Genomic DNA, 14058 nt, shown 5'->3' with positions numbered 1-14058 from the left:
GTTTACGGATGCCGGAACCGGATGCAAAACTGCACGGATGAGCCTGCGCATCCAAGCCCTTGCCATTGATTCCACCGACCCCCGGGTTCCTGCTGCCTTTTGGGAAAAAGCGCTTGGCTGGCGCCGCACCCATGAAGAGGACGACGAGATCGTGCTGGAGCCGCCGGCAGGCAGCGCCGGGGACGGCGTGTTGCCGGACCTGCTTTTCCTCAGGGTCCCGGAGCAGAAGGAACTCAAGAACCGCCTTCACCTGGACCTCCGCCCGGAGGACCAGGACGCGGAGGTGGCCAGGCTGGAAGAGCTGGGCGCCCGGCAAATCTCGGTGGGACAGGGGGCAGCGGCAACCTGGGTTGTCATGGCTGATCCCGACGGCAACGAGTTCTGCGTGCTGCGGGCGATGCGCCCGGACGGATCCGCCTAGCGGTAGCGGCTGACGGGGTAGTTGCTCACAAACGGCGTATTGGTGGGCACGATCTGCTTGCCCAGCGGCATAAGGGATACCGGGATGAGCTTGAGGTTGGCGATGGCCAGCGGGATCCCGATGATGGTCACGGCCATGGCGAACGCGGTCACCACGTGGCCGATGGCGATCCAGATGCCGGCCACGAGCAGCCAGATCACGTTGCCCAGCAGCGAGAAGACACCGGTGCCGCCGGGCTTGTCCACCACCATCCGGCCGAACGGCCACAACGTGTAGGCGGCGATCCGGAACGAGGCGATGCCCCAGGGGATGGTGACGATCAGCAGGCAGCAGACCACGCCCGCGAGGAAATAGCCCAGGGCCAGCCACAGGCCGCCGAAAACCAGCCAGATGATGTTCAGAAGTGTCTTCATGCACCCATTCTGCCCCCAGCCCCTGCCACGCGGCGCTGGGGGACTCCCCTGATCCTGCCCTGATCCCCGGCCGGACTGCGGCGCCTACACCGTGGCGGCCGACTTTGCGGCGTGGACAAAGGCGCGGATCTTGGCAGGGTCCTTCACGCCCCGGGATGCCTCCACGCCTGAGGAAACATCCACTCCCCAGGCATGCGCGGCCGCTGATGCCTGGCCAACATTGGCAGCGTCCAGTCCGCCGGCGAGCAGCCAGTTCCGTCCCTGCAGCACCGGCAGGTCCGCCACGGAGGCGTAGTCCCAGGATTCCCCTGAGCCCGGCACCGCGGCGTCAATCAGGAGCAGGTCCTCGCCCCAGTCGTCGAACTCATCCTGGCCGGCACCCATGGTGACGGCCCTGACCAGCTTCATGCCGGCGTCGTGCACTGTTGCCACGTCCGCACGCGACCGCTGGCCGTGCAGCTGGATCCATTCCAGGCCTGCGGCCCGGGCAATGGCGATGGCGTCCGCCACGGGCTCATCCCGGAAGACCCCGATCGGGGAAACACCCTTGGGGACCCCTGACAGCAGGGAGGCCACCTGCGACGGCGAGACAACGCGGGGGCTCGCGGTGAGGACGAACCCCACGGCGTCCGCGCCGGCATCCACCGCTTCACGCACCGATTCGGGCGTGCTGAGACCACACACTTTAACGAACATTCCCGGCTCCTTCAGGCTGTTTTCGTGATGACCCCCCGCAGGAGAGTAGCAGGGACAGGGTACGGGCTGCGACGCGTGACCACCGCAGCGAACTAGGCTGGGCTGATGCAGATCATCCGCTTCGCTGAACTCAAGGCCGAACCATGGCGCAACGGCGGCGGGGTGACCAGGGAAATCGCCCGCCAGGGCGCGGCCGACGGCGGCTGGGACTGGCGTGTGAGCATCGCAGACGTGGCCAAGGCCGGGGACTTCTCCGCGTTCCCCGGCATGGAGCGGGTCCTGACGGTCATCGAGGGGGAATTGCTGCTGCTCACCGTGGACGGGGCGGAACAGCCCCTGGAGAAGTACCGTCCCTTCAGGTTCGACGGCGGCGCCGCCACCGCGGCCAAACTGCCCACCGGGGACATCCGGGACCTGAACGTCATCACGCGAGCAGCCGCCTTCAAGGGCTACACGTCCATCATCGAGCTGTCCAAGAAGCGCGCCCACCCAGTGTTTGAGGGCCAGCTTGCGGTGCTGCTGCAGGGGCAGGCGACGGTCAGCGACAGCGGAACCGAGCCGCTGGAGCTGGGCAGGTACGACGCCGTGGTGGGTTCCGACGCCGACTCGCCCGAGGTCCTGGGCCGCGGCTTCCTGGCCGTGGTGTCGCTCGATCCGGTTACAGCCGGGAACTGAACCCTTCCACCGGTACCACGGCGCCCCTCCGGCGCGCCTCCTCAGCCGCGAAAACCACCGCATGGCTGACCAATGACTCCTCCAGCCCCGACACCACTCCGGACCAGTCACCGCCGGCCAGGGCAGCGACCCAGGCCTGCACGAGTCCCCGGTCGCCGCCTTCATGCTTTTCGCCGGGCACCGTGGGGTCAGCGGCGGGGGCGGGGTAGGCGGTGGTGGTCCCGGTCAGGAAGTCATGGACCGATATGCTGCCTGCCTCGATGGAGATTTCTCCGTGGCTCCCGAATATCCTGGTGCGGCGCGGGCCTGCGGCGGTGAAGGCCGTGGCGGTGAAGGCGGCGGTGGTGCCGTCCTCGTAGTCGATGTTCACCACCTGGTGGTCCACCACGTCGTTGCCTCCTGAGTAGACGCACCGCCCGTAGGGCCCCGTTGCCAACGCCTTCCACAGCGATTCCGGTGTGCCGCCCGGGTCCACCACGTCGGCAAAATAGGCCCTGCCGGGGTCCGCAGGGGCACCGTCCGGCGGCCGGCCCGGCGCGTAGATGCGCAGGGCCGAATAGGGGCAGCGGGCTTCCGCCGGGCAGTCCGTGCAGCGCCCTGACGCGCCTTCCGGCGCTTCCTCCGGACGGAAATGCGACAGCCTGCCAAAGGAGGACACCCGAAGGGGCCGGCTTCCAATGATGAAGGAGAGCCAGTCGACGTCGTGCGTGCACTTGGCCAGCAGGAAGGGGCTGGACTCTGCCTCACGCCGCCAGTTCCCGCGGACGTAGGAGTGCGCGAAATGCCAGAAGCCCACGGGTTCCAGGTGCTGGACGGAGATGACCCGGCCCACTGCCCCGGCGGAGAGAAGTTGCCGCAGCAGGGTGGTCAGCGGCGTGTAGCGCAGGACGTGGCAGACGGCTGCCCTGATTCCCGATTCCTGCTGCAGGCGCGCCAGCTCCGCGCAGCCGGCAGGGTCGGGCGCGATGGGCTTCTCCAGGAGGACCGGGTAGCCGTGGGCTGCGGCGGCCGCAAAAGGCCTTCCGTGGTCGCGGTCCGGGGTGGCAATGATGATGCCGTCGGCAGGCAGCCGGGTGCGGAGCATGGCCTGCCAGTCCTCGAAGACACGCTCCGCCGGCACGTGGAGCTCCGCCGCGATGGCTTCGCGCAGGTGCCGTCGCGGCTCCGCGATCCCCACCACGGCGGCCCGGCCCGTGTCCACGGCAAGACGGGCATAGGCGGAACCCCGTGCACCGGCGCCGGCAATGAGGAGGCGCACCGGTGGTGCGGTGACTGGAATGGACGACGGCGGCGCCTCCACGGGTCAGCCGGCGTCAGGATCGGCGAGCCATTCCAGGGCAACGGCCGCCGTCCAGGACTGGTCCATGCTGCCAAGCGGCTCGCCGGTAAACGGTTCGTAGTACTCGGCGAAGTGGCCCTCCATCAGCTGGGCAAGGGAAGCGTCCCGCAGCCGCAGGTACCGTTCCCCGTCACCGCGCCTGCGCAGGCAGCCCGCCAGGAACCAGTTCATCACCGGCCAGACCGGTCCGCGCCAGTACTGCCGGGGTTTGAGGCCCTCATAGGTGGTGGAGGTTGATGCCGGCAGCGGGAAGGCCAGGCGCGGGTCGCCGGTCCAGTCCGGTCCTTCGAAGATGTCCAGCTGCCGCCGCAACAGGGAGTCATCCGCCGTGGAGATGAGCGGGGCGAACCCGGCCATCGTGGGCAGCCCGATCCATTCACCGGCCAGCACATCGCGGTCCCGCGCCAGCCCGGTTTGGTCATCCACGGTGGCGTCCACGCCCTCCCGGAACTCCACCGCCCACTCCCGCAACCGGGCCACATCCCCGCGCAGGCCGATGTGTTCAGCCAACACGGCCAGGTCCTTGTTGGCCGCGGCGAAGATCGCCGACATGAAGACGTCCTTGACCTGGAAGTCCATCACTTCCGGCAGCCGGGCGTCGTCAAACCGGACGTCGGCCATCTGCTGCACCAGCCAGAGGTAGCGGCTGTATTCCTCGTCGCTGGGCCGCTGGCTCCGGTCGGTGACCTTTTGCGTGTCCGTCCGGACAAAGGGCTCCATCGGCCCGGGATGGACCCTGGAGTATGGTCCGTCGAACCGCGGCGAGTTATCCATGCCGGACTCCCAGCCATGGTAGATCGTGAGCAGGCCCGAGCCGTCGCCACCGCGGCTGGTGCGCAGCCACGCATGCCAGCGGATCCACTGGGGCAGCGTCCGCCGGGTGAACTCTTCGGCGAGCCGGGCGTCCTCGCCGCCCGCCGCCGTCGCGCGCTCCACGATGCGGCGCAGCAGCGTCGCATGGACGGGCGGCTGGCAGATGCCGCTGGACTGCACCCCCTCGGGCGATGCTCCGCGCGTTCCCCACCGCTCCACGTCCGGGAAGTAGCCGGGGACGTCGGAGAACACGATGTGCGGAATCATCCCGCTTTTCCACTGCGCCGCGAGAAGGTAGTCCAGCTCCTGCAGCGCCCGGGCCACGCTCACCGTGGATAGGCCGGTGGCCACGAAGGCCGCGTCCCAGCTCCACATGTGCGGGTAGAGATTCGGCGCGGCGGTGACCATGGTGCCCAGGTCATTGGCGGCCAGGACATCCCTGGCCCGCTGCCTCATGTCCGCCAGGTCCCGAAGCGGAAAACCAGTCGCGTCCGCTTCGGCGCTCACGCCGTCAGCCCCAACTGGGTTTCCGTGTCGAAAAAGCGGAGGGCGCTTTGCTCGAAACGCAGTCCCACCGTGTCCCCCGCCGAAACCCGCGCTGTTGAGGGAACCTGGACCTTGACGGTCTGCCCACCCAGGTCCACGGTCAGCAAGGTGGCGTGTCCGAGCGGTTCCACCACCTCCACGGCCGCATCCAGGGAACCCTCCGCGCCCCGCTGCTCCAGCGAAATGTTCTCGGCCCGGATGCCCACCATGACCGCCGTGCCGCCGGTACGGGCCGCTGCCCGGGCCAGGAATTCGGGCGCCGCGATGCTCTGGCCGCCCACTTCCAGGCCTCCTTGCGGGGTGATCCGGCCGTCCAGGAAATTCATGGGCGGGGATCCGATGAAACCGCCCACAAACCGGTCGGCCGGCTCCTCGTACACCGTGATCGGGTGGCCGAGCTGGGCGATCTGGCCCTTCTTCATCACCGCCACCCGGTCCGAGAGGCTCATCGCCTCCACCTGGTCGTGGGTGACGTACAGCGTGGTGGAACCGAGCTGCTGGACGATCTTCTTCAACTCGGCGCGGAAGTCGAGGCGAAGAAGGGCATCCAGGTTGGACAGGGGCTCATCCATCAGCAGCACATCGGCGTCCATGACGATGGCCCGGGCAACGGCGACACGCTGCCGCTGGCCGCCGGAGAGGTTGGCGGGGTAGCGGTCCAGGTACGGGCTCAGCTGCAGCAGGTCCGCCGCCCATTTCACCTTCCGTTCCAGCTCTTCCCGGGGGACCTTCTTCATCATCAGCCCGAACGCGATGTTGGTGCGGACGTTCCGGTGCGGGAAGACGGCGTAGGACTGGAAGACCATGGACAGGTTGCGGTCCTGCGGGGGCAGGTAGGTCACGTCCCTCCCGCCGATGGAGATGCTGCCCTGGTCCGGGAAGTCCAGGCCCGCCACCATGCGCAGCAGGGTGGTCTTCCCGCAGCCGGAGGGTCCCAGCAGCACCATGAACTCGCCCTCGGCAACCTCGAGGGAGACGTTGTTCGTGGCCAGCTCGGTGCTGCCCGGGTAGGTCTTGTGCAGACCCTTGATGGAGATGTCAGCCATGGGACGGCCTCTCTGGGACGCAATCAGCGGATGGTGGAGCCCCACATGTTGGTGAGGTAGCGGCGCATGAAGAAGATGAAGACCAGTGCCGGGACCACCAGCAGGAAGCCGCCGGCGAAGCGGTAGGCAAGTGGCGATTCGGCGAGGGAGCTGAGGACCTGGGCGGGGAGGGTGCGCTGGTTCAGGGTCAGGATCGACGCGCCCAGGACCTCGTTCCAGGACATGACGAACGTGAAGATCGAGGCCGCCGCGATGCCGGGTATGGCCATGGGCAGCACCACTTTGAGGAAGGCCTGCACCGGGCTGCAGCCGAAGATCCGCGCCGCTTCCTCCACGTCCCGCGGAACACCGAGGAACACCGAGGCCGTAATCAGGATGGTGGTGGGCAGGGCCAGCGCCGAGTGGAGCAGGACGACGGCGAGCGCGCTGTCGTACAGCCCCGTCTGCAGGAAGAGCTGGGCCAGCGGCACGGACAGCACCACGATCGGCAGGGCGCGGGTGAACAGCAGGAAGAGCTGGTACGGCTCCCTGCCCCGGAAGGCAAAGCGCGCCACGGCGTATCCTGCCGGAACGCCGATGAGCAGCGACAGCACAAGCGTGAACACGCCCACCTGGACGGAGTTGATGAGGCCGCCCAGGATGCCGGTGGACTGCAGGAATGTCTGCATGGTCTCGGTGGAGAAGTTGTCAGGGATGAAGCTGAGCGGGAACTTCTGCAGCGATTGCCGGCTGGACATCGCGGCCAGGGCGATCAGGTAGATGGGCAGTGCCATGAAGAGCGTGATCAGGATGCAGGCCACCTGGAGGAGCACCCGGTTGCGGCGCTGCCGGGCCAGGGGCCGGCGGTCCACCTCGGGTTCGGGCCGGTCGGCACCGGCAGTGGTCCTGGCCGTCGTTGCATGGCTCATCGCGCCGCCTCCGTCTGGTCCCTCAGGAGTTTCAGGTAGCCCACGGCCGTGACCATGGAGACGAACATGACCACCAGCGCCAGCGCCGATGCCACGTTGGGATCCTGCAGGCCTGTGTACCAGCGGTAGGTCTCGCCCACCACCAGCGGAAAGTTCTGGCCGGTGAGGGCAAGGGCAACGGCGAATGTCTGGAAGGCCAGGATGGTCCTCAGGATCAACGCTGTTTGCAGGCTGGGACGCAGCAGCGGCAGGGTCACGTGCCACAGCCGGTTCCAGAAGCTGGCCCCGAAGACCCCGGCGGCTTCCTCGTAATCCTTGGGAATGGACTGCAGGCCGGCCACGACAATCACGAACACCAGCGACGTGGCACGCCACACCTCCGCAATGAGCACCGCCGCGAACATGGAGGGGTAGTTGTCATAGGCGAGCCAGGAGACGGGCTGCTGGCCCATGGATGCAAGGAGCGAGTTGAGGTAGCCGCGGTCCGTGAAGACCGTCAGCCACACCAGGCCGGCGGCGAGGTCGCTGACCGCGAGCGGGATGGCCCAGATGTAGAAGTAGGCAGACGCCCCCCGGGGCTTGGCCCGGATCAGCAGGGCCATCGCCAGGGCGAGGACGAACTGGATGGGGATCATCACCACGATGAGCAGGAGGGTGTTGCCCACCGAGGACCAGAAGTACGGGTCCTGGGACATCCGGGTAAAGTTCGCCGTCGTCAAGCCTTCGGGGCCGCCGAATGCCTGCAGGACGCCGCTGACCATCGGCCAGCCAAAGAGCAGCGTCATGAACACGATCGACGGGGCAATCAGGAGCAGGGCCGCGGAGCTTCCCCTCCTCCTGGGGGCACGGACCTTGGGCCCCGCAGGGGGAACGTGCGGCCTGGCTGCCGCCGGCGCGTCCGGTGCGGCCATCACGCGACCTTGCAGGGGGATGTCTTGGGATCCGGCGCCCAGCACGGGACGTTGAGGGTGTCCATGATCTTGGCCAGTTCCGCGCCCTGCTTGTCCAGCGTGGCCTTGACGTCCGAGTTGTTCAGGCAGATCTCCTGGAAGCAGTTCTTGAACAGCTGGGAGACCTGGGGGTCCTTGTCGCCCAGGCCCACGGGCGGCAGGGCGAGCAGGGCGTCGGAAGCCTCCTGCTGCGCCTTGACGGCCTTCGCTTCAAGGGCGATGCCGCCTGGCAGGTCGCCGCCGATGTCCGTCTTCACCACAGGGAAGAATGCGTTGGATTTCAGTGTCTCGATCTGCGCCTCGGGCTTGGACAGGGCCTTGATGAGCTCAAAGGCTTTGTCCTTCTCGGGGGAACCCTTCGGCACTGCCATGCCACCCACGATCAGGAGGTAGCCCCTGCCCTTGGGCCCGGACGGGGCCGGAACCATCTGCCAGTCGTCCGGCTTGTCCTTGACGGCCGTGATGAGGCGCGCCACGTGGTCCCAGGCCACCAGGACCTCGCCGTTGGCCAGCGGCTCCTGCATGAAGTCGTAGTTGGTGGACGCCGGATTCGTGTTGGCCCAAAGCTCGCGCATGTACGTCCAGGCGCTGACGGCGTCCTGGTTGCGGAAGGTGGTGATTTGCCCGCCCGTGAAGCTGGGCAGCAGGAAGCCCTGGTAGAAGCGGTGGTGGAGTCCCTTGGGGCCGGCGGGAAGGCCGAAGACGGGCCGGCCGTTGGCGTCCTTGGCCGCCTTGGCCCACGCAAGGTACTGGTCGTAGGTGAGCTTGTTGACGTCAGCTCCCGACGGCAGCCACTGCAGCGCCTTCTTGTTGATGGCCAGCACGTAGGTGGCCTGGATCCAGGGGATGTACCGGGGGACGTCGGTGCCCAGCTTGGCCAGCTCGGTCACATCCTTGGAGTAGCCCGCCGAGGAGAGGTCGTTCATGAGCGAGCTGAGATCCTCAAGCTGCGAGGCGAAGGGGGCCAGGTCACCGTGCAGTCCGCCTGCGATTCCCACCTCGACTTTCCCCGCTGCCAGCTGGGATTTCAGCGTGGTGTTGAATACGCCCGTGTCAACGGGGTTGTAGGCCACGCTGATGTCCCCCGCGAATTTCTTGAGCGTGGCCTCGTACTTCTGGCGTTCCTCCACCGGGGAGAACTGCGTGGAGAGGAAGCTGACCGAACCCTTGCCTCCGCTCCCGCTGGTATTCACCCCGCAGGCTGCAAGGACCGGACCGGCCGCCAAAACCGTCAGGCCCCCCTTCAGCAATGCTCGCCGGCTGACGTCGTGGTGGGCGGAAACGGACATTAGAGCCTCCTGGGGTGAAGGGCTGCTAGGTATTTTGTCTGATGATCGATCATAATTGTGTGATACAGATCGCGTCAATGATGGACGGGCCACGCCCGCGCCCGCAGTGGAAAGGAAGCCTGCCGCATGACGGAGCAGAGGACGCTGGTGGGCGAGACCGCCCAGCCGTCGCCGGGGCCGGCCACCAGCGCCGGGCATCTTCTCCAGCTCCTGCGCTCCAACACCGCGGGGTACAGCCGGGCGGACCTGCTGGAGATCACCGGAATGGCGCGATCCACCCTCTACGAGCGGCTCGATGCACTTTTCGCGGCGGGCCTTGTCTACGAGTCCACTCCCCTGCGCGCCCAGCGGGGCCGGCCGCCCCGCTCCCTCCGGTTCGATGACCGCGACAAGCTGGTGGTGTGCCTGGAAATCGGCCATACGCACGCCGGAATCCATCTCCTGTCCCTGAGCAGGGAGGTGGTGGCTTCCGTCCGCATCCCTGTGGAGATCGGGAATGCGCAGGAGGTGGTGGTGGACCAGGTGGTGGGTGAGGCGCTGCGGCTGCTGGACGGCCGGCAACCCGTAGGGGCAGGAGTGGGACTGCCCGCCCCCGTTGACCCCCTCCACCGCCTGGGCCTGGAGCGGACCGTCCTTGCCCATTGGGACCTGCAGCTTTTGCAGGAGGCCATGGAATCCAGGCTCGACTGCCCGGTCCTGCTGGAAAACGACACCCGGTCAATGGCGGTGGGGGAGGTCCGCGGCCCGCTCGACTCCCTCGTCGCGGTGAAGGTCAGCACCGGGATCGGCTCCGGCATCATTGTCCGGGGCTCGTTGGTGCGCGGCGCCCACGGGGCCGCCGGTGACATCGGGCATGTGCGCATCCCGGAAGCCGCCGGCTGCCGGTGCCGGTGCGGCAGGGACGGCTGCCTGGCGGCGGTGGCCTCCGGGCGCGCGCTGCTTGCCGCCCCGCAATTTGCGCATTACGGGTCGCTGCGGCGGCTCGTTGACGCGGCCGACGACGATCCGGACGTCCGTGCCGCAGTCGCAGACGCCGGAAGGGTGCTCGGACGCGTCCTCGCCGCCATCGTGGGAACGCTGAACCCCGGCCGGGTGGCGGTGGGCGGGCTGGTGGGGGTCCTCCCTGGTTTCCTGCAGGCCTGCCGGCAGCAAATCCTGGCCGATGCCTTCGAACCCTCGCTGGTGGATCTGGAGATCGTCCCTGCTGACAGCCGGAAGGCCACCGCAGTGGGCCTGTGCCGGCTGGTGGAGGAGAGCCTCTACGCGCCGGAGCGGGTGGAACAGCTGCTGGCGCAACGCGCCGGCTGAGAGCGCCGGTTGATCCGGCCGGCCACCGCGGGTGGTGAGGTTGGGCACCAACGTGGCCGCCCGCCGTCGTGCGTTGCTACGCTGGGATCCAAGGCTCCACCCCGAGCCTCCGGACGACGGTTCAGTACCCGGCACGCGACAAGACTGGCCAAAGGATCTGGTCATGGCGTGGTTAATCCTTCTTCTTTCCGGCGCGCTGGAGGCCGTCTGGGCAGCCGCCCTGCACAACGCCTCCCGGGCTTCCGGCCGCCGGCGCGTGGCCCCTGCCGCCCTGTTCCTTGTGGCCGTTGCCGCCAGCACCGGCGGACTGGCCGTGGCCATGCAGTCCATTCCCACCGGCACTGCCTACGCGGTTTGGGTGGGGGTGGGCGTGGTCCTGACCTCCGCCTATGCGATGGCCAGCAAGGTTGAACGTCCGACGGCGGCGCGCCTGCTGCTGCTGTCCGGCATCGCCGCGTGCGTGGTTGGCCTGAAGGTGGTGGCGTGATGATGAAGCGCCCGTTTCCCTGGCTGGTGCTCCTGGCCTCCGCTGTCCTGGAAGCCGTGTGGGCCACGGCGCTGGGCTTGTCCGACGGTTTCAGCAGGCCGCTGCCCACGCTCGTCTTCGCCGTCACGGCCGCCCTGAGCATGCTGGGCCTGGGCATGTCCATCCGCAGCATTCCGCTCGGCACCGCCTACGCCATCTGGGTGGGCATTGGCGCCGCATTGACGGTGGGCTGGGCGATGGCCACCGGGGTGGAACCGTTCAGCGTGGTGAAACTGCTGTTCATCGCAGGCATCGTGGGCTGCGCGGCCGGCCTCAAGGCGCTGCCGGCCAGGGACCACGCCGCCGCTGACTATCCCGTGGAGTCGAGCCGCCGCTGATCCCGGCGGTTAGGCTTTTGCCATGGACTCCCCCGAGATCACTGACGCCTTGGACGCCCTGCGGCACCGGGTAGCGCCCGGAACGCGGACCATCCTGGGCATCGCCGGGGCGCCGGGCTCCGGGAAGTCCACCTTTGCCGCCTGGCTGCAGGAGCAGTTCGGCCCGGGAATGTCGGTTGTGGTTCCCATGGACGGTTTCCACCTGGGCAACGCCGTCATCGAGGGGACCCCGCTGCGGCAGCGTAAAGGCGCCATTGATACGTTCGACGCCGGCGGGTACCTTTCGCTGCTGCGCCGCCTGGTGCGCCGGGACGAGGCCGTCGTCTACGCACCGGAGTTCCGCCGCGCCCTGGACGAGCCGGTGGCGGCTTCCATTGCCGTGCCGGCGGACGTCCCGCTGGTCATCACGGAGGGCAACTACCTGCTGGCGGACCAGGAACCGTGGAAGGAGGTACGGGCGCAACTGGACCAGGTCTGGTTCCTCGAGACCCCGCCCGCGCTGCGGCTGCAGCGGCTGGTGGACCGGCACGTATCCTTCGGGATGGACCGGAAGGCTGCGGTGGCCTGGGCCGGCGGACCCGATGAAGCAAATGCCCGGCTGATCCAGGCCACCCGCCCGGCCGCGGACCGCATCATCCCCTGGCTTTAGACAACCAATTCCAAGAGCAGGAAACGAACAGGAGCACCCATGGCAAACGCACCCACCGACCGCCGCGGCACCGTCCAGCTTGGCGACGGCCTGGCCGTCAGCCCCCTTGGATTCGGGGGCATGGCCCTTACCCCCGTATACGGCGAGGTTGACCCCGCCGAGGCACTGCGGACACTGCATCACGCCGTTGACGCCGGCGTCAGCTTCATCGACACCGCGGACATCTACGGCGGCGGCAGCAACGAGGAACTGATTTCCCGGCTGCTCAAGGACCGGCGGGGCGAGGTCCAGCTGGCCACCAAGTTCGCGCTGGTGGGCACGCCGACTGACGGCTACACGGACATCCGTGGCGACGCCGGGTACGTGCACCAGGCCGTTGAGCGGAGCCTGCAGCGGCTGGGCACCGACGCCATCGACCTGTACTACATGCACCGCCGGGACGTCAGGGTGCCCATCGAGGAAACCGTGGGCGCCATGGCGGAACTGGTCCAGCAGGGCAAGGTCAAGCACCTGGGCCTGTCAGAAGTGACGGCGCAGGAGCTGCAGGACGCGGCAGCGGTCCACCCGATCGCCGCGGTCCAGAGCGAATGGTCCATCTGGAGCCGGGACGTGGAACGCAATGTTGTTCCCGCCGCAGCCGCCCTGGGAGTGGGATTCGTCCCCTACTCGCCGCTGGGCCGCGGATTCCTCACCGGAACCGTCGATACCGCAAGCCTGGGCGAGAAGGACTTCCGGCGGAACATCCCCCGCTTTGCGCCGGACGCCGCAAGCGCCAACCAGGCGGTGGTGGACGCCGTCCGGGCCGTGGCGGACCAGCTGGCCGCCACGCCGGCGCAGGTGGCCCTGGCCTGGCTGCTCGCCCAGGGCAAGCGGCTCGGCCTGCCGGTCGTCCCCATTCCCGGCACCCGCAAGGCCGCACGCATCGACGAAAACCTTGGCGCGCTGGGCCTGGACCTCACCCCGGCGCACCTGGAGGCCCTCGACGCAGCGTCGGACGCCGTCGTCGGCTCCCGTTCAGCGGACCCCGCCTGGGTGTCCGAAGGCCGGGAATAAAGCCGCTCTCCAAAAACCCGTCCCTCACCCAACCCAAGGAGCCCCATGCCTGCCATCGTCCACTTCGAAGTCCAGATCGACCCCGCCCACCGCGAGAACGCCGCGAAGTACCTGTCCGAAACGCTGGCCGCCACCCGGGCGTGGCCCGGCAACCAGGGCATCGAAGCGCTGGTGGATGACGCCGACCCCTGCCACATCCTGGTGGTGGAAACCTGGGCCACCACGCAGGACCATGACGACTACGCGGCCTGGCGGAGAACACCGGAAGGCAAGAGCGCGCTGCATGAGGTCCTGGCCGCGCCGCCATCCAAGCAGGTCTACTCGACCACCCTGCCGCTGGACCTGTAGCCCGTGGCTGGACCAAAGCCCATGGAATCACTTCGCTACGACCTGCCGGCCCTGACCATCCGCAGCATCTCCGTCAGTGCGATGGACAACAACGTGTACCTGCTGACCACCAAGGAAAGCGGGGCACAGCTGCTGATTGACGCCGCTGACGATCTCCCTGCCATCCAGCAGCTGCTCGCGGACGGCGCTGCGGACACATCGGCCACGCCGCGCCTGGCGCTGGTCGCAACCACGCACCAGCACTGGGACCATGTCCGGGCGCTCAAGGGGCTGGTGGAGGCCACCGGCGCGCGGACAGCCGCCGGAGCGGACGACGCCGATGCGTTGCCGGTTCCCGTGGACGTGCGGCTTGGCCACGGGGACGTCGGCAATTTCGACGGCTTCGACGTGACCGCCGTGCACCTGCGCGGGCACACGCCCGGCTCGATCGCTTTTGTCTACCAGGATCCGGACGGCCCCGCCCACATCTTCTCCGGCGACTCGCTGTTCCCGGGCGGAGTGGGCAACACGCAGAAGGATCCCGGCCGGTTCACCCAGCTCCTGTCCGATGTCACGGAGCGGCTGTTCAATGCCTACCCGGACAGCGCCGTGGTGCACCCGGGGCACGGCAAGCCCACCACGCTGGGCGCCGAGCGGCCGCATCTGGAAGAGTGGCGCGCCCGCGGCTGGTAGGTACGTCAAACACAAAAAAGGCGGGCTCAACCGTGTGGTTGAGCCCGCCATTTTCATTGGCTAGTTCA

At 68.0% G+C, this 14058-nt stretch carries 17 protein-coding genes and 1 riboswitch; of the genes, 9 read left to right on the top strand and 8 right to left on the bottom strand.

Annotated features, from left to right (window positions below; all coding sequences use genetic code 11):
- Positions 1-37 precede the first annotated feature (37 nt).
- Positions 38-421, top strand: a complete 384-nt coding sequence (locus AC6JAM_RS10830; protein WP_018772136.1) for a VOC family protein — start codon at positions 38-40, stop codon at positions 419-421.
- Here the strand turns inward: AC6JAM_RS10830 and AC6JAM_RS10825 are convergent.
- Together AC6JAM_RS10825 and AC6JAM_RS10820 are read right to left on the bottom strand one after the other, a co-directional pair.
- The gene (locus tag AC6JAM_RS10825) at positions 418-834 is read right to left on the bottom strand and encodes a YccF domain-containing protein (RefSeq protein ID WP_134165067.1); all 417 of its coding nucleotides are present in this window, start codon (positions 832-834) and stop codon (positions 418-420) included. The genes AC6JAM_RS10830 and AC6JAM_RS10825 overlap by 4 nt on opposite strands.
- 84 nt (positions 835-918) lie before the next feature.
- Positions 919-1530 carry a phosphoribosylanthranilate isomerase gene (locus AC6JAM_RS10820; RefSeq protein WP_018772138.1) on the bottom strand — a complete coding sequence of 204 codons (612 nt, stop codon included), beginning with the start codon at positions 1528-1530 and terminating at the stop codon, positions 919-921.
- 105 nt (positions 1531-1635) lie between these two features.
- On the opposite strand from AC6JAM_RS10820, the gene AC6JAM_RS10815 reads away from it, so the two are divergent.
- Positions 1636-2205 carry a HutD/Ves family protein gene (locus tag AC6JAM_RS10815; protein ID WP_488315522.1) on the top strand — a complete coding sequence of 190 codons (570 nt, stop codon included), beginning with the start codon at positions 1636-1638 and terminating at the stop codon, positions 2203-2205.
- On the opposite strand, the gene AC6JAM_RS10810 is transcribed toward AC6JAM_RS10815, so the two are convergent.
- Genes AC6JAM_RS10810 through AC6JAM_RS10785 form a run of 6 tightly spaced genes read right to left on the bottom strand, consistent with a single transcriptional unit; the run spans position 2189 to position 9096 of the window.
- Complete coding sequence (locus AC6JAM_RS10810) at positions 2189-3463, bottom strand: Gfo/Idh/MocA family protein (protein ID WP_497934647.1); 1275 nt, start codon at positions 3461-3463, stop codon at positions 2189-2191. The two genes, AC6JAM_RS10815 and AC6JAM_RS10810, sit on opposite strands and share 17 nt — an antisense overlap.
- Positions 3464-3508: 45 nt before the next feature.
- A complete protein-coding gene (gene ggh / locus AC6JAM_RS10805) occupies positions 3509-4864 on the bottom strand; it encodes a glucosylglycerate hydrolase (RefSeq protein ID WP_497934646.1) in 1356 nt (451 codons plus the stop codon).
- Entirely contained in the window at positions 4861-5949 is a 1089-nt protein-coding gene (locus tag AC6JAM_RS10800; RefSeq protein WP_018772142.1) for an ABC transporter ATP-binding protein, read from the bottom strand. The genes ggh and AC6JAM_RS10800 overlap by 4 nt, the downstream gene beginning before the upstream one ends.
- A 23-nt stretch (positions 5950-5972) precedes the next feature.
- Positions 5973-6857 (bottom strand): carbohydrate ABC transporter permease, encoded by an 885-nt coding sequence (locus AC6JAM_RS10795; protein WP_144600154.1) that lies wholly within the window; start codon positions 6855-6857, stop codon positions 5973-5975.
- Positions 6854-7768, bottom strand: coding sequence for a carbohydrate ABC transporter permease (locus AC6JAM_RS10790; protein ID WP_018772144.1), 915 nt, complete (start codon positions 7766-7768; stop codon positions 6854-6856). Before AC6JAM_RS10790 ends, AC6JAM_RS10795 begins: the two co-directional genes overlap by 4 nt.
- Positions 7768-9096 carry an ABC transporter substrate-binding protein gene (locus AC6JAM_RS10785; protein ID WP_018772145.1) on the bottom strand — a complete coding sequence of 443 codons (1329 nt, stop codon included), beginning with the start codon at positions 9094-9096 and terminating at the stop codon, positions 7768-7770. The genes AC6JAM_RS10790 and AC6JAM_RS10785 overlap by 1 nt, the downstream gene beginning before the upstream one ends.
- A 126-nt stretch (positions 9097-9222) precedes the next feature.
- Between AC6JAM_RS10785 and AC6JAM_RS10780 the strand changes: the two genes are divergently transcribed.
- The 7 genes from AC6JAM_RS10780 (at position 9223) to AC6JAM_RS10750 (ending at position 13990) form a co-directional block, all read left to right on the top strand.
- Positions 9223-10404 (top strand): ROK family transcriptional regulator, encoded by a 1182-nt coding sequence (locus AC6JAM_RS10780; RefSeq protein ID WP_056391782.1) that lies wholly within the window; start codon positions 9223-9225, stop codon positions 10402-10404.
- A gap of 87 nt (positions 10405-10491) precedes the next feature.
- A riboswitch (guanidine-III (ykkC-III) riboswitch) is annotated at positions 10492-10557 on the top strand.
- A 10-nt stretch (positions 10558-10567) separates the two neighbouring features.
- Positions 10568-10891, top strand: a complete 324-nt coding sequence (locus AC6JAM_RS10775; protein WP_056391785.1) for a DMT family transporter — start codon at positions 10568-10570, stop codon at positions 10889-10891.
- Positions 10891-11268 carry a DMT family transporter gene (locus AC6JAM_RS10770; RefSeq protein WP_056391787.1) on the top strand — a complete coding sequence of 126 codons (378 nt, stop codon included), beginning with the start codon at positions 10891-10893 and terminating at the stop codon, positions 11266-11268. The genes AC6JAM_RS10775 and AC6JAM_RS10770 overlap by 1 nt, the downstream gene beginning before the upstream one ends.
- A 22-nt stretch (positions 11269-11290) precedes the next feature.
- Positions 11291-11917 (top strand): nucleoside/nucleotide kinase family protein, encoded by a 627-nt coding sequence (locus AC6JAM_RS10765; RefSeq protein ID WP_497934644.1) that lies wholly within the window; start codon positions 11291-11293, stop codon positions 11915-11917.
- Between the two features lie 39 nt (positions 11918-11956).
- Positions 11957-12970: an aldo/keto reductase gene (locus AC6JAM_RS10760; RefSeq protein ID WP_144600149.1), complete on the top strand. Its 1014-nt coding sequence runs from the start codon at positions 11957-11959 to the stop codon at positions 12968-12970.
- Between the two features lie 45 nt (positions 12971-13015).
- Positions 13016-13318: a putative quinol monooxygenase gene (locus AC6JAM_RS10755; RefSeq protein ID WP_018770081.1), complete on the top strand. Its 303-nt coding sequence runs from the start codon at positions 13016-13018 to the stop codon at positions 13316-13318.
- 21 nt (positions 13319-13339) lie between these two features.
- Positions 13340-13990 carry an MBL fold metallo-hydrolase gene (locus AC6JAM_RS10750; RefSeq protein ID WP_497934643.1) on the top strand — a complete coding sequence of 217 codons (651 nt, stop codon included), beginning with the start codon at positions 13340-13342 and terminating at the stop codon, positions 13988-13990.
- Positions 13991-14058: the final 68 nt, after the last annotated feature.

The sequence above is a fragment of the Arthrobacter sp. GmRoot5-12 genome, from assembly GCF_059739365.1.
This window is presented reverse-complemented; position numbering and strand designations above follow the sequence as displayed.